Raw genomic sequence first — 17,943 nt, 5'->3', positions numbered from 1 at the left:
TCGCCAGCCTTCTCAGAGTGGCTCATGAGTACCTCCGTTTACAAGCGACCCGCCCCGTCTGAGCCACCCGCCCGAATGTTCCGGCCGCGGATGGTGCAGCTAGCGCCCCTCTACCAGTGCAACCTCGCGTGCCCGCACTGCTGCGTGCCGATCGAGTGGCCCGACCGGCTCGACATCCCGACCGCGGTCAAATTTCTCGAACAGGCCCACCACGCGGGCATCGGCACGATCGGCTTCACGGGCGGCGAACCGTTCCTGTACCCGGAGTTCCTGAACGCACTCACCGCGCGCGCTGCGGAACTCGGGTTCCGGTTCGACAAGTTGATGACGAACGGCGTCTGGCACCGCGACGCGGAGCACGCCACGGCTGTACTGTCGGACCTCCGCGACGCGGGGTTCAGCGGAAAAATCGGTCTGAGCGTGGACAAGTTCCACGGCATGGACATCGAGAAGCTCGCGGAGTTCTGCCGGGTAACACGCGCGGTCTTCGCACGCGACACGATCCTCTCTCTGAGTTACGCGAGTCGCGCTCCCAATAAGGGTCTGGAGCCGATCAAGCGGCTCGCGGAAGCCCTGGACGGCGTGGTCGAGTGGTCGAAGGTGCTCGGGCGCTACCTGCTCGTGAGCGACGACTTCACGATGACCGCGTGCTGGAACCACCTCGCCACCGTGGAACGCGCTGAGGAACTCCCCGGCGATTCCTGGGACGGCACGTGGTTCGAGGAGGATTACTGTGAAGGCCCGGGGCAAGCGCTGATCGTGAACCCGAAGGGCGAAGTGAAGCCGTGCTGCGGGTTCGCTTCGGACCTGGACCAACTCACGATCGGGAACATCTACACCGACAGCCTCGAGCAGATCGTTCAGTTCGCGCGCAACCACCCGGTCGTGGGTACGGTCTTTCGCGACGGACTGACTGCCATCCGCGACGAGATCTTGGCACGCGACCCGAACGCCCTCCCCGGCGCCACGAGCAACCACTGTTACTTCTGCTGGTACGTGCTCGCGAAGGGTATTTACGCTCAGACCACGGGAAAGCTCGAACTCCTCCCCGAACACGGCGGCTCGCAATGGGCCAAGATCGTGGCCGAAAAGGGTAAAACCGCCCTGCCCCTCCTCGGCGACGATCAGGGACCGAAGGGGTGCGGAAGTGGTGGATGTGGTCGGCGGGAATAACGAACCAACGCAGCCACGGAAACGGGGGCGGTTCGTTTCGCCTTTCTGCACGACGGCGGATCGGTCATGCTGAGGCGATGGAGGGCGGGCGATGACAAAGGTGAAATGGCTAAAGTGCTTTGATCCACACGAACTGCTGGAATTTCTGGTCAAGGAGGCGAGCGAACGCAAGTTACGATTATTCGCGTGTGCCTGCTGTCGGCGGGCTTTGCATTTGGTCAGCGACGACCGCCTCCCGCCATTGGTCCAAGTAGCCGAGAATTTGGCGGAAGGGCCAATCAAAGCAAAGGAGTTGAAACGTGCATTCCGCGTGTTCTCCGAATCCGAGCAGTCAGACACAGGTCGTTCGCATTCTAACCTTGTGTTTGCGATCCACTCCGCCCTGAAGTCTCCTATTGACCGAGGGTACTTCGGGTTGGGCGAGTCCGCATCGTGTGCCTTCGGTTGGGCCGTCGGAAACGGACTGAACGATACGCAATACTTGGAGGCTACGCAACAGGAGCGTCGGCAACAAGCCACTCTCATCCGCGACATTTTCGGCAACCCGTTCCGGCCCGTTACCTTCTCCTCGGAATGGCGGACTGACACCGGGTTGTCTCTCGCCCGGCAGATGTACGACTCCCGCAATTTCTCCGCGATGCCGATCCTCGCGGACGCTCTTCAAGACGCAGGCTGCGACAACGACAACATCCTCGACCACTGCCGCAGTGAAGGGCCGCATGTTCGCGGGTGTTGGGTGATTGATTTAGTTCTCGGGAAGGAATGAACATCACATCATCCCCGCCTGGCACCCAGCCTCGCACTGGCATGAACTAATAGCGCTGAAAAGTCGGTAATTGAATCAGCCCAAGCCAAATTTCACGCGCGGGCTAATTCCATTGGGTGTTAAAAAATAGGAACGACGGCACACCGCTTGCAACTCAGTCAGAACGTGAGTTTCTTCCTCAAGCGGGAGTCGCCACCGATGGCTATTTCGGTCGAATACGCCGGGCTGACGGACATCGGCCGCGTGCGCAAGAATAACGAAGACCACTTCCTGATCGCGGACCTCACGAAACAGCTCCAAGTGACGCAGACGAGCCTGACGCCACCTCATTCCTATGGCTGGAAATCGGGTGTTACCGGGCACCTGTTCGTTGTGGCCGACGGAATGGGCGGGCTGGCCGGCGGAGAACTGGCCAGCGGACTCGCGGTGGAAACGATTTCGTGGTACGTCGCGAAGACGATGCCGTGGTTCTACCGCTACCAAGACGGGCGCGAAAAGGAGCTGGAGAACGAACTCAAGAACGCGGTTCAGGCGGTTCAAGAAGCAGTCAAGGACGCGGCCGAGCAATCGCGGTTCCGCAAAATGGGCACGACGCTCACCCTCGCGTGCGTGCTGTGGCCGCGCGTGTACGTCGTTCACGCGGGCGACAGCCGCTTTTACCTCCGGCGCGACGGCAAGCTCCAGCGCTGGACTACCGACCACACGGTTGGGCAGCGCGCGGTGGACGACGGCCTCCTGACTGCGGCCCAAGCGGAAGCGTCCGGACTCGGCAACGCACTCTGGAACTGCATCGGTGCGGGTCAGAGGGATGTTACGCCCGATCTGTACCACGCGACCCTTCAACCGGGCGACGAGTTGCTTCTCTGCACGGATGGACTTTCGCGCAAAGTGACGGACGAAACGATCCTCGATATCCTCTCCAGCGCGCCGACGGCCGAACTCGCCGCAAGCGCCCTTATTACCGCGGCCAACGACGCCGGCGGCACCGACAACATCACCGTTATCGTCGCCCGGATGCAGCCCGTCCCCGCACGCGACCTCAACGCAACTCCGCCCGACGGCATCCCGCTGATGGCGACCGCGGTGTGAAGACCGTTTTCCCTGTTGTGTCCGCACTCACGATCTCGGTGTGAGGAGTGAGGACACAATGGGGAGAATCGCCATGAAAGCCCTGGAGCAGTTCCTTTTTTGCGTTCACGGAATGTCGGCCGCGGCGTGGTTCGGTGCGATCTTCTATCGCACGCTCGTCGTAGATGGCAAAGCGTTTACGTTCTTCGATAAGCGGGCCGACTACGAGCACTTCTCGACGCACCTCGCTCACAACATGCGGTACTTCGTGACAGCCGGGTTATTGGTGTGCGGGCTGTCCGGCTTCGCGCTCGTCGGGTTGAAGTGGGACGGTTCGAATATCGCGTGGCTCGTCCTGATGACGGCGAAAGCTGGCGTGTGGCTCGCGGCCTGCGTGCTGTTCACGTATGTATCATGGGTCCACTGGCCGTGGCGGGCGTGTGCGGCGCCGGACGAGTTCGCCCGCTACCGTACACAGGGTCAGCGGCTCGCGCTCGGAATGGTGGCACTGGCCGGCACCGGGCTCGCGCTCGGCCAAGCGTGCCGTGCAATTGCGAGCGCCTAAAAGGTTCTGGCCGAAGCTCTTACGTTCTAAAGCGAGTCTCTCTGTCAATAGTGCCGGACCCGTGATACTTCCGTGAACCTGAAACCCGCCCCCGGCCGGAGCGTGTATGCTAAGTAGAGTGCGGCAACGTCGCCTCTCGTGTTGCTGCGGTCTTGTGGAGGTGTGCGGATGTCTCGGGCGGCTCACATCGGGTTGGCGGGCGCGGTTCTCGCGCTGGTCGGTGTTCTGGTCGGGTTCTCGGGACCGGCGCGCACGTCCGCCGCTGACCCGGACGTCAGCACGGACCGGCTCAACAAGGAAATCGAGAACGTGAAGTTCGCCGCGGTCGACGGGAAAACGCCCGCACTCCGGGATTTCGCGGGCGAAAAGGGCACGGTCGTCGTGTTCCTCTCGTTCGATTGCCCGGTCTCGAACAGCTACGCGGGCACCCTCGCGGAACTTCACAAAACCTACTCCGCGAAGGGCATCAAGTTCCTCGCGCTCGTCCCGACGGACGACAGCGCGGAGCGGATCGCGAAGAAAGCTGCAGATTTCAAACTCCCGTTCCCGGTAGTATCCGACAGCAAGCTCGACGCGGTCGAAGCGTTCAAGGCGATCGTCACGCCGGAAGCGTTCGTCCTCGACCACAACCACGTCCTGCGGTACCGCGGGCGCATCGATAATCAGTATTACGGCCGCTTGAAGAAGAACCCCCAGGTGACCGAACGCGACCTGCGGGACGCACTCGAAGCTCTCACTGCTGGCAAAAACGTGTCGGCCCCCGCGACGCGGGCCATTGGTTGCCACATCGACGCGAAAGAGCGGAAAGTCACCGCCGATACCGTGACCTACCACCGCGACGTGCTGCCGATCCTCCAAAAGCATTGCCAGAGCTGCCACCGGCCCGGCGATGTGGGACCGTTCGCGCTGATGACGTACAAGCAAGCGCTCAATTGGGCCTCCGACATCGTTCACTACACGCAGTCGAAGGAAATGCCACCGTGGAAGCCGAGCGCGGGGCCGGAGTTCAAGAACTCCCGCAGCCTGACCGCACGCGAACTCGACACGCTCGCGCTGTGGGAAAAGACCGGGTGCCCCGAGGGTGACCCGAAGGACGCCCCGGCGCCCGTGAAGTTCCCGGACGGCTGGCGCCTCGGCGAACCGGACCTCGTGGTCGAAGTGCCCGACGACTTCCACGTCGGCGCGGCCGGCAAGGACACGTTCCGCTGTTTCGTGCTCCCCACGGGGCTGAAGGAAGACAAGTATGTGGTCGCTTACGAGGTGAGGCCGGGCAACGCGACCGTCGTTCACCACACGCTCAACTACTTCGACACCACCGGTAAGGCGCGCAAGCTCGAAACCGCCGAGCGCGAACGCAAGAAGCCCGCGGACGAACTCGACCGCGGTCCCGGGTACCCGGTCGCAATGGGTTTAGGCTTCATTCCGAACCAGGCCGATGCCCCGCGCCCGGAAATTCCGGCGGTCGGGTCGCTCGGCGGCTGGGCGCCGGGGCAACTCGGTACCAAGTTCCCCGAGGGTTCCGGCGTCCTGCTGCCGAAGGAAGCGGAGATCGTGCTCCAGGTCCACTACCACCGCACCGGGAAGCCCGAAAAGGACCGCACGAAGGTCGGGCTGTACTTCGCCAATAAGCCGGTCGAAAAGCCGTGGACCACGCTCGTCGTTGGGGGAATGTCCCCGCTCACGCTCATCCCCGCGGGTAAGGCCAAGCACATCGAGAAAGGTTCCGTCTGGACCACCGCGGACGCGAACCTTCACAGCGTGATGCCGCACATGCACCTGCTCGGCCGAAGCGTGAAAGTGAGCATGACCCCGCCGGGCGGCGAAACCGTCGTGCTCGTGGACATCAAGGACTGGGATTACAACTGGCAGGAATCGTACTGGTTCGCGAAACCCGTGTTCGCGAAGGCGGGTACCAAGATCGATATCGAGGCCGTGTTCGATAACTCCGACAAGAACCCCCACAACCCCAGCAACCCGCCGAAGCTCGTGCGGTTCGGCGAAGAGACCACGAATGAGATGCTGTTCGGGTTCCTCGGTGCCACGCCCGCTGGTAAGGATCTCGTCCGCACGCTCCGCTCGGACCCCAACAAGAAGTAACCTCCGAACCGTATGCTCACTGCCAACGAAGGCAGTGAGCACACCGACGGCGAACCCCGCCCGCAAGGGCGGTGGGTGGTTCAGCACACCCCCCTCAGGCAACTGCATCCGCCCATCAGTGCCCACACGCAAGCGATCACCGACACCCGCCACCCTTGCGGGCGGGGTTCGCCACACTTCTCCCCACCTCTCTGATAGAATCCTTCACAGTTCGTTTACTGCGGCGCACGACCGAAACTCCCCTTTGGCGCTATCGGGCGTTGAGAGGGAAGTATTATTTTTATTCCTATGTCCACTAGTATACAATTTAGGTAGAGAGCAAATGGGGCGACAGGGAAAGTGATGTGATAAAAGCGTTTCAGCGACACAAAATGACGGTGATTCTGATCGCGATGTTAGCACGCTTGCCCGGGAAAACGTCGAAATGTAGCAATTGTTAGCCCACAATCGCGGGCTGACTCAGAGGCTGGGAGCATGTTTGCGTTATAAGTCCTGAATAGATCGGCATTTGGCACATGGCAAATGTACCGCAATGGTCGTGCGGATTGGTTCGGGGGCCAAAGTGTTAGCAATTGTCACCCCGCCACCCGACGCGGACCGGCAAAGGTCGAACAGCATTGCTATTGAAGAGGAAATGTCCAATCAGCGCCGACTCGATCCTGTTGGGACCGCGGTCGGTGCTTCCACGATGCAACTCCGGAGATCGCACATGAGATTGCGCTACGCGCTCGTGCTCGCGGCGTGCTTGGGGCTGGTGCCCCTCGCCGCGTCGCGTGCGGACGATAAGCCCAAAGCGGACGCGAAAGTGACCGCGAAGGCGGAAAAGTTCGAGGTACCGTACCGCCTCACCGATACGAAGCACGTGATGGTGCGCACGAAGATCAACGGCAAAGGGCCGTTCAATCTCATCGTGGATACGGGTGCGCCGGCCGTGTTCATCACGAAGGGCGTCGCGAAGAAGGCCAAGGCCGAAGAGGGCGAAAAGGGCTGGGTCGATTTCGATTCGTTCGAGCTGGAAGGCGGACTGAAGGTCGAGAAGGCACGCGGTCGGGTCGAAGACCTCATTCAACTCGACGGCATGAACGGGATGGGATTGGCCGGCGTCGAGCTGCACGGCGTGATCGGCTACAACGTGCTCGCGCGGTTCCGCATCCAGTACGACCTCACCAGCGACAAACTCGTGTTCGAGCCGCTCGCGTTCGACCCGCCGCCGCTCGTTCCGCTTGGCGGCAAGGGCGGCGAGGGCATCCAGTCGATGGGACCGATGGTGAAAATGCTCACGTCACTTCTCGGCATCAAGCCGAACTTCGACATCGCCCCGCGCGGGTTCACCGGGATCGAATTCGACGAAAAAGACGGCAAAGTCGTCGTGAAGTCGGTCCTCGCAGGAAGCCCCGCCGAGAAAGCCGGACTCAAGGTCGGCGACCGTATCACCAGCGTCAAAACGGACACCGTCGAATCCGGCAAAGACCTAGCGAAGGCACTCGCGAAAGCCGGGGTCGGCACCAAGTGGCGGTTCCACGTCACACGCGACGGCAAAGAAGAAGAGATCGTGGTCGAACTCGGAAAGGGGCTTTAATCATGAAATTCGCACGCACACTTTCCCTGTTCGCCGCTCTCGCAATCGCACCGGTTGGTGTTGCTGCACCGCCGGAAAAAGATTCACTCAAGGTAGACGAAAAGCCCGTTGTCGTGCCGTTCGAGTTGCTGAAATCGCGCCACATGGCGATTCAGGTGAAGATCAACGACAAGGGACCGTACCGCCTGATCTTCGACACCGGCGCGCCCACGAACCTCGTCAACAACAAGATCGCGAAGGCGTCCGGGATACTGTCGAAAGAAGATAAGGGCGGATTACCGCTGTTCGGCGCTTCGATGGGTGCGAAGACCATCAAGAAGCTCGAAATCGGTGACCTGAAACTCGAAGGGATGACCACGATGGTGATGGACCACCCCACGGTCGCGGCGATCGCGGACGTGGTCGGTCCGGTCGAGGGAATCATCGGGTTCCCGTTTTTCGCGCGGTACAAGATGTCCATCGACTACGAAAAGAAGGAAATGACGCTGACCCCCAACGGGTACGTCCCCGGCGACGCGATGCAGGGTCTGACGGAAAAGCTCATGGGCGCGAGCAGCGGCAAGAAGCCGGAACCGAAGGTGGTTGCCCCGGCCGCGGTGTGGGGGTTCGATGTCTCCCGCGACAAGGACGACGAAGAGGCCGGCGTGGTGGTCGGTAAAGTGCTCGCGAAAAGCCCCGCGGCGGTCGGCGGGTTGAAGGAAGGCGATCGGCTGCTCACGCTCGACGGGCGCTGGACCGATACCGTCGCCGACACCTTTCTGGCCGCGTCACTCGTGAAGCCGGGTAAGGCCGTAACGCTCGTTGTGAAGCGCGACGGCAAGGAGAAGAAACTCACCGTTACGCCGGGCAACGGGTTGTGATTCTGAATGCCCGCTCTGCCACAAGGGAGCGGGCGCAATGCAGTAACGATCGGCTTCCAAACAGGGGTTCGCCCATGTTGGGATGGTTCAAGCGTCTCCGGGGTAGCGGCAGTCGCGTGTCTCAACGCGCGATCGCCGCACAGGTCCGTGCGGCCGATCCGGACGTGCGGTGCCGGGTCGCCGAGCAACTTGGCGGGATCACAGAACCGTGGGCCTGCGACGAATTGCTTGTGCTGCTCAAAGACATGATGCCCGAAGTGCGGAACGCGGCCCTCGATGCCCTCCGGCGCCAGGGGCCAAATGCGACGGCCGCGCTGATCCAAGCACTCGAATACGCCGACCCGAAAGTAGCGGTGCCCGCCGCAAACGTGCTCGGAGAACTGCGCGATCTCGACGCGGTCCGGCCGCTGCTGCTGGTGATGAAGTTCGGTTCGCCCGAAATCCGGGCCGCCGCGACTCGCGCGTTGATCTCCTACGGCCGTACAGCAATTCCCGCGCTGGCTCTCGCGCTCCAGGATCCCGATCCGTGGACGCGAACTCGCGGCGAGGAGATTCTTGCCGCGATCCGCGAATCTATCCGAGCGCAAGAAGCCTCAACACCCACTCCCGACTCAGACAAAGTTGGGTGATCTGTCCTGGGACCGCGGACGTTACGCGCGCTTGTCCCGGCGCGATATTAATCGGGTGTTGCTCTGCAAATTGTAACGTCGAGCCTCATTTCGGGACCGTCATGCGTGCGAAACAAGCCGCAAACTCGAGGCACAGATCCCGAACACGCCGGGCGTGGTGGCCGTCGAGATCGATGGCGGTCGGTACCAGCGCCGCCCCCCAGTCCCTCGGTGCGGCATGCGCGACCCGCACTGGCGTAATGCCCCCGGCGACCCCCGCTCACAAGGGCGGGGGTCGCCAGCCATTCACCACACGACAATCAGGAAGCGATCCCAATCAGGGCCGCGGCCAGCGCGAGCACGGCCCCTTTTGCGAGAAGCCGCGACCGCAGCATCCGGCCAAACTTCCGCGCCGCGTTCCCGATCCGCTTGCCACCAGTAACGCAAACCTGCACGCCGTACTGCTGCGAATCTTTTCCGGCCGCACGAGACGCAAAGCGAATCGTGATACCGAAGACTCGCACCGTGTTCTTTTGCTTCTTTGCCATTGCACGTCTCCCTGAATCAAGTCTGAATTTGGTGCTCACCCGATGGCCAGTCGAGTAAGCTGGAACCAATCGCGATTGACGTGGGAATGGTAAAGCGACTCGACTGGCAATCTGAAGCACAACGAACTGGCAGTCTCCTGGTAATCTCACCGGATTCCCCAATGGCACGCCCAACGCCCGACAAGCGCACCGTTGCACCTAACGGTCAGCGAATTCGTGAGTTGCGACAACTTGCCGGATTCTCACTCGAAGATTTTGCTGAGAAGTCGGGCATTTCCACCGGAACACTTGGACCGGTTGAACGTCGCAACAAACCGATCTTCGTGAAGAAGCTCCACGAGATCGTAGAGGTGCTGAACGGGACGAAGAAAGTCGCCACAACCTACCAAGAGTTGCTCTTGTCTGCCGACGAAGCGCCAAAGCCCTCCGGCTTCTCGCGTGGGGTGTTTCAACTTCCACCGTCGTTGCCAGACTTCACCGGACGCGAAGACGAACTTGCCCGGATTACGGCTCGACTTCGCGGCGCGGGCGGAATGGTCGGGGTATCGTCCGCATTGCGCGGGATGGGCGGCATTGGCAAAACGGTGACCGCCATCGAAGCGTGCTGGGAAGTGAAAGACGACTTCCCAGACGGCCAACTCGTGGTCGAGCTTCGCGGGATGTCCGAACAGCCGCTCACGCCAGTTCAGGCGATGTCGCAGATCATCCGCGACTTCCACCCCGAAACAGGCAAGCTCCCGACGACGAAAAGGAGTTACTCCCCCTCTACCGACGGGTTCTTGCAGGCAAAAAGGCACTCGTACTGCTGGATGATGCAAAAGACGAAGCTCAGGTCAAAAGCCTGCTGTTGGTGCCGCCGGTCGCGTTCGTGGTTACGAGTCGCAATGCGCTCGCCCTCGACGGGGTGGAATCGATTCGACTCGGCGTATTGCCACCAGACGAAGCCTTCGCGCTGCTCCGCGGTATCGTCGGGACAAAGGGAACGGAAGCCGAATTGCGAACCGTCGCTGAACAGTGTGGATGGCTCCCACTGGCTCTGCGGGTAGCCGGTGACTTCCTCCGGCTGCACGAGAACTGGTCGCTGCCAAAGTACATTGCGGCATTGAAAGATGAATCCAAGCGGTTGGAGCGTCTGAAGGGCAAAACGCCGGATCGCGATGTCGAGGCGGTGTTGGGGCTGAGTGCCCGCGAACTCGTCCGTGAGAATGCAGAATTGGCGGCGCGGTGGCAGATGTTGTCCGTGTTCCCGGCCGACTTCGATTCATCCGCAGCAGCAGCAGTTTGGGATTTGATGGACGGGAATGAACCCGACGCGAGCACCGCGGTGGATGAACTCACCGCCCTGCTCGAACGCAGTCTCGTGCAATTCGACGCAGACACCGACCGCTATTCACTCCACGACCTGATGCGACCGATCGCTCGCGAGGTGTTCAATGAAGTCGATGGGCATCCGTCACACAGCGAAGCAAACCGCATCATCGCAGCCGAGCGGCGCTTCGCGGGCTTCTACTGCGGTATTCTGGCCGAGGCAAACAAGCTTTATTTGAAGGGTAACGACGGTACCCTAAGCGGGCTTAAATTTTTCGATCAAGAAGAACTCAACATTCGCCGCGGGCAAATCTGGGCGGTCAGGCACCGAACTTCAGATTGGTTTGCAGCGGAATGCTGCCGGGATTACTCCAGTGCCGGCATCTACATCATTAATCTTCGCCTTTCTGCCCGGGAGCGAATCACTTGGTTTCAGGAAGCAATCATCGCATGCCAGAAAATCAATGACTGGAGCGGCGAGTGCAGTGCCCTGGGAAATTTGGGGAACGCATGGTTCGCCTTGGGAGATGCGAAAAAAGCTATCACCTTCCACGAACAGGTTCTCGCTATTTCCCGCAACATTGGAGACCGACGCGGAGAAGGGAATGCACTGGGAAACCTGGGTGTGGCGTGGTTCGCCTTGGGGGATGCGAAAAAAGCCATTGTTTTCTACGAACAGCGGTTACTCATTGCGCGCGAAATTGAAGACTTGCGCACTGAATATAGCGCACTGGGGAATCTGGGAAACGCATGGTCCGTTTTAGGAGACATGAATAAGGCCATCGTGTTCTGTGAACAGGCTCTTACCGTTTCCCGCAGAATCGGAGACCGACATGGCGAGAGTCACGCGATGGGCAACCTGGGGATCGCATGGGCGGCCCTAGGGGACACGAAGAAAGCCATTACGTTCCAAGAACTAGCTCTCAACATTTCACGCGAAATCGGAGACCGGCACGGCGAGGGAGATGCATTGGGAAACCTAGGAATAGCATGGGCCGCTTCGGGAGACATGAAAAAAGCTACTATATTCCACGAACAGGCTCTCACCATTTCACGCGAGATTGGAGACCGACGCGGAGAATGCGCGACTCTCGGAAATCTAGGAAACATGTGGTCAGCCATAGGTGACCACAAAAAGGCCCTAACATTTTACGAGCAGGTTCTCATCATTTCTCGCGAGATTGGAGACCGACGTGCCGAGGGTAACGCATCATTCAGCACGTCACTAGCGCGGTACCAATTCGGACAAAGAGACGAGGCTATTCGTCTCGCTGAACATGCCCTAAAAATCTTTGTCGAGATCGAAAGCCCTGAGGCAGAGAAAGTTCGCCAAACCCTCGCCCAATGGCGCAGAGAGTCAGCGACCTGAGTGGTCACTTCACCCGTTGCCCCGAGGCGCGGGCGCGGTATTGTGCCGGGAACGGATTTCGCACTCCCACCGCTCCCGGAGCCTCTCTCATGTCCATCCCCACACGACCACTCGGTAAGACCGGCGCGAACGTCTCCAGTATCTGCCTCGGCGGGTGGCACATCGGGCAGCCGGCCATCGGCGACGCCGAAGCCGAGCGCATCATGCACGCCGCCGTCGATGAGGGCGTCACGTTCTTCGACAATGCGTGGGACTATCACGAGGGCCGCAGCGAAGAGATCATGGGCAAGGCGCTCGCGACCGGTGGTCGGCGCCAAAAAGTCTTCCTCATGACCAAGAACTGCGGGCGCGACGCGGACACCAGCCGCCAGCACCTCGAAGACAGCCTCCGGCGCCTGCAAACCGACGTGATCGACCTCTGGCAGTTCCACGAGATCAACTACGACAACGACCCCGAATGGGTCATCGAGCGCGGCGCGCTCGCGGCGGCCCTCGAAGCCCAGAAAGCCGGCAAGGTGCGGTTCATCGGGTTCACCGGGCACAAGTCACCGCACATCTTCCTGAACATGCTCGGCAAACACACCAACTGGGACACGTGCCAGCTCCCGGTCAACGTGTGCGACTACTTCTACCGCAGCAGCATCCACGAGGTGATCCCGGAACTGAAGAAGAAGAACGTCGCCGCGATCGGGATGAAGAGCTTGGGCGGCGGCAACATGGTGGACGGCGGGCGCATCGTCGCGGGGGGCGTCGCGACCGTGGACGAGTGCCTCCGGTTCGCGCTCTCGCAGGACATCGCGTCGCTGGTGGTGGGCATCGATTCCATGAAGGTGCTCATGCAAGACGTGGCCATTGCGCGCGCCTTCAAACCGATGGGAAAGGCCGAAACCGAAGCACTCCTCGCCCGCGTGAAGACCGTCGCCAGCGACGGCCGGTTCGAGTGGTCGAAGTCCACCCAAGCCTACGACGGCCCGTACCACCGCCGCCAGCACGGGTTCCCGGAATAAACTGATCACATCACAGCTCTGCTCAATATTGGACGAGGTAGCCCGATGCCCGAGTTCACGATCCGACTGGCGACCACGGCCGACGCGGAACCGATCCGCGCCATTTACAACTACTACGTCACGCACTCCACTTGCACGTACCAGATCGAGCTCGAAACGGCCGAGGAACGGGCCGCGTGGATGCGCGAGCGGTCCGAAAAATACCCGGCCACGGTCGCAGAGGTGGACGGGCAGTTAATCGGCTGGGCCGCGCTATCACCGTGGAAGTCACGGTGCGGGTACGCCTGGGCCGCGGAAGCGTCGGTGTACATCCACCACGAACACCACCGGCGCGGGCTGGGTCGGGCACTGCTGCTCGACATCATCGAGCGCGCGAAGCAGGCGGGGCTGCACACCATCATCGGCGGAACGAGCAGCGATCAACAGGCGAGCCTCGCGCTCCAGTACGCGGTCGGGTTCGAGCCGATCGGCACCTTCCGCGAAGTGGGCCGCAAGTTCGACCGCTGGCTCGATGTGACCTACACACAGTTGACGCTGCCCGTTTCCGTGCGCTGATTGCGTATTCACTAGCGACGGCCGAGGAGTTGGTCCCGGCAACCGTGCTCGCGTGGCGGGAGTTACAAGGGCAGTTCGGGTTCCGCGAGGCGGCCCGAATCCAACAGCGGCGGTTCCGACGCGATCCCGCCAACTACCTTAAACGCCTGGAAAACAGGGCCCGCCAGTCAGGATTGCCGGCATAGGAAAAATGACCTCAAGCCGTGGCTCAAGCAACAGTGGGTGGTCCCACCCGGGCAAAGCGGGGCGTTCGTCGCGGTGATGGAAGACGTGATCGAGGTGTACCACCGAGCGCACGATCCCGAGTGCCCAACGATGTGCGTGGGTGAGGCGGCAAACAATTGGTCGGGGACATCCGGGAGCCGGAACCGGTCGCGCCGGGGCGGCCGGCGCGGGTCGATTACGAGTACGAGCGCAACGGGACGGCCAACCTGTTCGCGGTCGTGGGTCCGCACGCCGGGCGGTGGCACGTGACGGTCACCGAGCGGCGAACGAAGGTGGACTTCGCCCGCCAGATGAAGGCCCTGTGCGACGACATGTACCCCAACGCGGACCGGATGCGGGGTGCTGGACGACCGGAACACGCACACGCCCGGGGTCCTGTACGAGGCGTTCGCTCCCGCCGAGGCGCGACAGCTGGCGGCGCGGATCGAGTGGCACTACACGCCCAAGCACGGATCGTGGTTGAACATGGCCGAAATTGAGCTAAGTGCACTCGCGTTTCAGTGCCTCGATCGTCGGGTACCAGATACCGAGGCACTGAAACGCGAGGTCGCCGCCTGGGAGTCGCGCCGCAACACGGCGGCGGTGAAAGCCGGTTGGCAATTCACGACCGCCGATGCGCGAGTGAAGCTCAAGAAACTCTACCCAACAACTCAGGTGCAATGAACCACTAGTCAAGGCTCACAACTTGCCCATCGTTTCGGACGCAGAACAACTTGAGCATCGGTTGCGACAGAGAGTCCCGGACGAATCGCACGGCCCCGTCGCCGAGGGCGAAGTTCGCCCCGCCGGTGTGCTGGCTCCCGAACGAGTTAACTCGAAGTTCGTAGAGGGGGACGAAGCTCGCGTAGTCGGTCGGCGGGTTCGCGGGCACGCGGTAGTTGAGCGGCGCGAACGCACTCATCGTCACGTCCCCGGCCGCGAGCCGCCCGCCCGAGTTCGCCCACCAACCGACGCTCCCCATCGGGTTCACGAACTGACCGCTCGGCGGCACGACCACCGCCGCGGCCTTATCGTTGTTCGGGTCGGTGTGGCTCCGCTCGCCGAACAGGGCGGTGTTCGACAAACCGTCCATTACGTCCCCGATCCGCACCGGTTGGCCGGTCGGCGCGGTCTGCGACCCCGGGCCGATCACGCCGAACATGCCGTCGTTTGTGGCCGCGGCCGGGTCGTAGCTCCGGCCCCCGCCGTTGCCGCCGTAGCTCGTCAGCGCGTACCACCGGTTGCTCCCGGAATCGACCGGGTTCGGCCCGTTGATCGCGTCCGAGGGGCAGAGCAGGATCGGCACGAGCGTCGCGGTCTTGGCCGTCGGTCCCGGTGCCGGGAGCGTTGTGTTCACGAGCGGGTCGGTCAGGTTCCAGTCTTTGGTCAAGTTGTCCTTTTCCATGTACGGGGCGAGGTACACGAACAGCGTCACGCCGCGGAACTTCGGAGCGGAAGCGAAGGAAAGCTGGGTCACACCGGGCGGGAACTTCTCGTTGGCCCCGTGGTAGTTGTGGGCCGCGAGCCCGAGCTGCTTCAAGTTGTTCTGGCACTTCATGCGTGCCGCGGCTTCTCGAACTTTTTGGACCGCTGGGAGCAGTAACCCGATGAGGATCGCAATGATCGCGATAACCACCAAAAGTTCGATCAGTGTGAATGCGCGGCGCATCGGCTCCTCGGGCGCTATATCCGAACGGGAACAACGATCCTACATTACCCCGGGTTCGCGGAAACGGCCAGGGGATCGGGCGAGAGCGGAGCACTCGCGACCGTTTGAGCGAACCGGGCTTCCAGCGATCGGTACAAGCGGATCGCTTCGTGGCCGTGCGGGGTCACCGTTGCCCCGCCGCCCCCCGCACCACCGGTACTGGACTCGACGAGTGCAACGCCCGCGGCTTCGTTCATGTCTTGAACGAGTGTCCAGGCCCGGCGGTAGGACATCTGCATCTTCTTGGCGGCGGCCGAGATGCTCTGTTCGCGGGTGATGTGTTCGAGGAGTTCGACGCGCCCCGGCCCTAGAACTTTTCGGCCGTCGCGCTCGACCCAAATGCGGGTCTTTAAGCCCCAACGAGATTTGCCAGCGGGCATGCTCAACCCTCGGAAATTCGTGACGATTATCCCGCTTGTCATCGTACATGCGGAGCAGCGCCATGGGCGCCGTTGGTAATCTCGTTGCGGTGCCGGTAACCAAACGTAGAGGTGTCACATGATGGTGCGAAGTCTGTTAGTAGTTGCGCTTGTTTCTCTTGGTGCGTTCGCCGCAGACGAACCGAAACCGCTCAGCCCGGTCGAAGCGCGCAAACAAGTGGGGAGGGAAATCACCGTCAAAATGAAGGTGAAGACGGCCAAGGACCGGCTCGAAAAGCGCGGCGAGATCTACCTCGACGCCGAAGACGACTTCAAGGACGAGAAGAACTTCGCGGTTGTCATCACCAGAAAGGGAGCGGAGAGCTTAAAAGAGGCGGGTATCACAGACCCCGCCGATCACTTCAAAGACAAAACGATTACCGCCAAAGGGACCGTGAAAGAAGTGGACGGGGTGCCGCGGATCGAGGTCGACGAGGCGAAGCAGATCGCCGCCGAGAAGCCCTGATCCGCGGACCGGTTCTCAATTCGAGCCGACGGGGAAATACGTTCGGCTCACCCACAGCAACAGCCCGAGCAGAACCGCACCGAGGGCCAGGCTCCCGCCGATCAGCCACTTTTCAGCGGGCAACAGCGGTTCGGCTTCGACCCGGGACAGTTCGCGGGCCATCTCCGCGTCGGTCGGGGGGACGTTCGGCTTTTCCATTTCACTTTCCTCCCGCCGGTACCCCGTGAAAGAACAGCCACGAGATCGCCAGACCGATCCAGATCACGAACCCGAACAGGCTCACTACGTACACCAGCGCGAGGCGCCCCAACCCCTCGGCCCAGAGTCGGCGCACGTTCGTCGCCAGCCCGATGCTGAAGAACGTAAGCACGAAGAACAGCCGGCGAAATACGTCGGCCTGATCGGTGCCGCGCTTCAGATCGCCGATCACGCCGGGGTCCGACACGCCGATGGCGAAGAACGCGCCGAACGTCACCGCGTAGCCGAACACGAACTTGGGGAACCGCTCCCAGATCTCGCGGAGCGGAAGTCCCCCGCCCGGGCGCTTGTCGATCTTCCACGACCAGATCACGGACAGAACCAGTGCCCAGATCCCGATGAACACGTCGATGAACACTTTCACCGTTGTGGTCGTCAGTGCCATCCACTTCCGGGCCGGGTCTTTTTCGTCGGGGTAATAGAACCCGGCCGTGATTTCCCCACTGGAGAACGCGGCCCCGTCCGTTTTCACGGCCAGCCCCATCCACCCGGCGGCGACCATTGGCTCATCGGGCAGAATCACGTGTGCGAGTTTCGGGAGGACCAGCATCTCGAAGACCGCGAACACGACCACCAGCGACGATACCATGACTGGTACCACAGGCCGGGCGCGGATCGCGGCCCCCGTAGTGATGGCCGCGGTGACACCGCAAATCGAGATGCCCGAAGCGAGAGGTGCGGCCCACTCGCGGCTGAACCCGAACACCTTCCGCGCGATCAGGTACACCAGCGCCCAGTAGATGAGGTACGCCTCAATGATGGCCGCCAGCCCACGGAACAGGATCGCGGTCGCCCGGCCCGATTCTTCGGCCGCTTTCGCTCCGAGAACCGCACCGTAGATCACGATGCCGACCTTGATAAACAGCTCCGAGCGGGCCGCCTCCTTGAACCAAGCGCCCCCACGTGGGAAGAGGTTCCCGATGAGCAACCCGCCGATCAGCGCGAGCAGGTACCCGGCCTCTCCGGTCAGCCCCATCGCCCAACTGACGCCCGCCGGGAGCTTGTTCGGGTTGGCCGCGATGTAGGCGTTGTGCCCGGCCACCCAGCAGAGAAACGCGAGCAGGAACAGCACAGCAAATCGGACGGCGAAGCGCGCCGGGCTGGTGCGCAGAAATACCGCGCCCGCGGACAACACGCAGAGCAAAAACACAAAAGTGACCGCAAAGGCGCCGATCCCGGTCAGCCCCGCAAAGGCGGGGGACGACGGGGCAAGTGCCTTCGCGGGGTCGGCCCACTCCTTCACGGCCACCGACCAGCCGAGCAGGTTCGCCCCGGTGAGCGTGGCCAGACTAAGGCCGATAAGAAACACGCCGATCAGAACAGCGAGAACATCTTCCGAACGGAACCACGATTTCATGAGTCGGCGCCTTGGGGAGAGGGACCGC

19 protein-coding genes are annotated in these 17,943 nt (G+C 61.8%); 13 read left to right on the top strand and 6 right to left on the bottom strand.

Features of this window, described 5'->3' with window-relative positions; all coding sequences use genetic code 11:
• The first annotated feature begins 24 nt into the window (after positions 1-24).
• The 8 genes from VT84_RS18090 (at position 25) to VT84_RS18055 (ending at position 8,737) form a co-directional block, all read left to right on the top strand.
• Positions 25-1,173 carry a radical SAM protein gene (locus tag VT84_RS18090; protein WP_082840489.1) on the top strand — a complete coding sequence of 383 codons (1,149 nt, stop codon included), beginning with the start codon at positions 25-27 and terminating at the stop codon, positions 1,171-1,173.
• Between the two features lie 91 nt (positions 1,174-1,264).
• Positions 1,265-1,939: a hypothetical protein gene (locus tag VT84_RS40920; protein ID WP_239465886.1), complete on the top strand. Its 675-nt coding sequence runs from the start codon at positions 1,265-1,267 to the stop codon at positions 1,937-1,939.
• Positions 1,940-2,137: 198 nt separating this feature from the next.
• The gene (locus VT84_RS18080; protein ID WP_157469604.1) at positions 2,138-3,028 is read left to right on the top strand and encodes a PP2C family protein-serine/threonine phosphatase; all 891 of its coding nucleotides are present in this window, start codon (positions 2,138-2,140) and stop codon (positions 3,026-3,028) included.
• 73 nt (positions 3,029-3,101) lie between these two features.
• Positions 3,102-3,572 carry a hypothetical protein gene (locus VT84_RS18075; RefSeq protein WP_082840487.1) on the top strand — a complete coding sequence of 157 codons (471 nt, stop codon included), beginning with the start codon at positions 3,102-3,104 and terminating at the stop codon, positions 3,570-3,572.
• Between the two features lie 168 nt (positions 3,573-3,740).
• A complete protein-coding gene (locus VT84_RS18070; RefSeq protein ID WP_082840486.1) occupies positions 3,741-5,669 on the top strand; it encodes a redoxin domain-containing protein in 1,929 nt (642 codons plus the stop codon).
• Between the two features lie 709 nt (positions 5,670-6,378).
• Positions 6,379-7,248: a PDZ domain-containing protein gene (locus tag VT84_RS18065; RefSeq protein ID WP_162271756.1), complete on the top strand. Its 870-nt coding sequence runs from the start codon at positions 6,379-6,381 to the stop codon at positions 7,246-7,248.
• 2 nt (positions 7,249-7,250) lie between these two features.
• Positions 7,251-8,108, top strand: a complete 858-nt coding sequence (locus VT84_RS18060) for a PDZ domain-containing protein (RefSeq protein ID WP_082840484.1) — start codon at positions 7,251-7,253, stop codon at positions 8,106-8,108.
• 74 nt (positions 8,109-8,182) lie between these two features.
• Complete coding sequence (locus VT84_RS18055) at positions 8,183-8,737, top strand: HEAT repeat domain-containing protein (protein ID WP_082840483.1); 555 nt, start codon at positions 8,183-8,185, stop codon at positions 8,735-8,737.
• Between the two features lie 299 nt (positions 8,738-9,036).
• Here the strand turns inward: VT84_RS18055 and VT84_RS18050 are convergent, their stop codons facing one another.
• The gene (locus VT84_RS18050; RefSeq protein WP_052554167.1) at positions 9,037-9,264 is read right to left on the bottom strand and encodes a hypothetical protein; all 228 of its coding nucleotides are present in this window, start codon (positions 9,262-9,264) and stop codon (positions 9,037-9,039) included.
• Between the two features lie 242 nt (positions 9,265-9,506).
• Positions 9,507-9,983, bottom strand: coding sequence for a hypothetical protein (locus tag VT84_RS38660; protein WP_157469602.1), 477 nt, complete (start codon positions 9,981-9,983; stop codon positions 9,507-9,509).
• Between VT84_RS38660 and VT84_RS18045 the strand changes: the two genes are divergently transcribed.
• The 4 genes from VT84_RS18045 to VT84_RS41710 all read left to right on the top strand — a co-directional run bounded on the left by VT84_RS18045 (position 9,866) and on the right by VT84_RS41710 (position 14,391).
• Entirely contained in the window at positions 9,866-11,941 is a 2,076-nt protein-coding gene (locus VT84_RS18045; RefSeq protein ID WP_082840482.1) for a tetratricopeptide repeat protein, read from the top strand. The two genes, VT84_RS38660 and VT84_RS18045, sit on opposite strands and share 118 nt — an antisense overlap.
• Positions 11,942-12,030: 89 nt before the next feature.
• The gene (locus VT84_RS18040) at positions 12,031-12,948 is read left to right on the top strand and encodes an aldo/keto reductase (RefSeq protein WP_052554163.1); all 918 of its coding nucleotides are present in this window, start codon (positions 12,031-12,033) and stop codon (positions 12,946-12,948) included.
• Positions 12,949-12,993: 45 nt separating this feature from the next.
• Positions 12,994-13,503 carry a GNAT family N-acetyltransferase gene (locus VT84_RS18035; protein ID WP_052554161.1) on the top strand — a complete coding sequence of 170 codons (510 nt, stop codon included), beginning with the start codon at positions 12,994-12,996 and terminating at the stop codon, positions 13,501-13,503.
• A gap of 564 nt (positions 13,504-14,067) precedes the next feature.
• Entirely contained in the window at positions 14,068-14,391 is a 324-nt protein-coding gene (locus tag VT84_RS41710; RefSeq protein ID WP_157469598.1) for a transposase, read from the top strand.
• A gap of 4 nt (positions 14,392-14,395) precedes the next feature.
• Here the strand turns inward: VT84_RS41710 and VT84_RS18025 are convergent, their stop codons facing one another.
• Entirely contained in the window at positions 14,396-15,376 is a 981-nt protein-coding gene (locus tag VT84_RS18025) for a DUF1559 domain-containing protein (protein ID WP_052554156.1), read from the bottom strand.
• 44 nt (positions 15,377-15,420) lie between these two features.
• A complete protein-coding gene (locus VT84_RS18020; protein ID WP_052554155.1) occupies positions 15,421-15,795 on the bottom strand; it encodes a winged helix-turn-helix domain-containing protein in 375 nt (124 codons plus the stop codon).
• Between the two features lie 118 nt (positions 15,796-15,913).
• Here VT84_RS18020 and VT84_RS18015 point away from each other — a divergent pair, with 118 nt between their 5' ends.
• Positions 15,914-16,300, top strand: a complete 387-nt coding sequence (locus tag VT84_RS18015) for a hypothetical protein (RefSeq protein WP_157469596.1) — start codon at positions 15,914-15,916, stop codon at positions 16,298-16,300.
• Positions 16,301-16,315: 15 nt separating this feature from the next.
• Here the strand turns inward: VT84_RS18015 and VT84_RS18010 are convergent, their stop codons facing one another.
• Both VT84_RS18010 and VT84_RS18005 read right to left on the bottom strand, forming a co-directional pair.
• A complete protein-coding gene (locus tag VT84_RS18010) occupies positions 16,316-16,498 on the bottom strand; it encodes a hypothetical protein (RefSeq protein WP_052554151.1) in 183 nt (60 codons plus the stop codon).
• Position 16,499: 1 nt separating this feature from the next.
• Positions 16,500-17,915 carry a putative sulfate exporter family transporter gene (locus tag VT84_RS18005; protein WP_052554149.1) on the bottom strand — a complete coding sequence of 472 codons (1,416 nt, stop codon included), beginning with the start codon at positions 17,913-17,915 and terminating at the stop codon, positions 16,500-16,502.
• Positions 17,916-17,943: the final 28 nt, after the last annotated feature.

Origin of the sequence: Gemmata sp. SH-PL17 (genome assembly GCF_001610855.1) — a bacterium.
GTDB lineage: Bacteria > Planctomycetota > Planctomycetia > Gemmatales > Gemmataceae > Gemmata > Gemmata massiliana.
The sequence above is the reverse complement of the archived record's forward strand: the minus strand, read 5'-3'. Positions and strand labels throughout refer to the sequence as shown.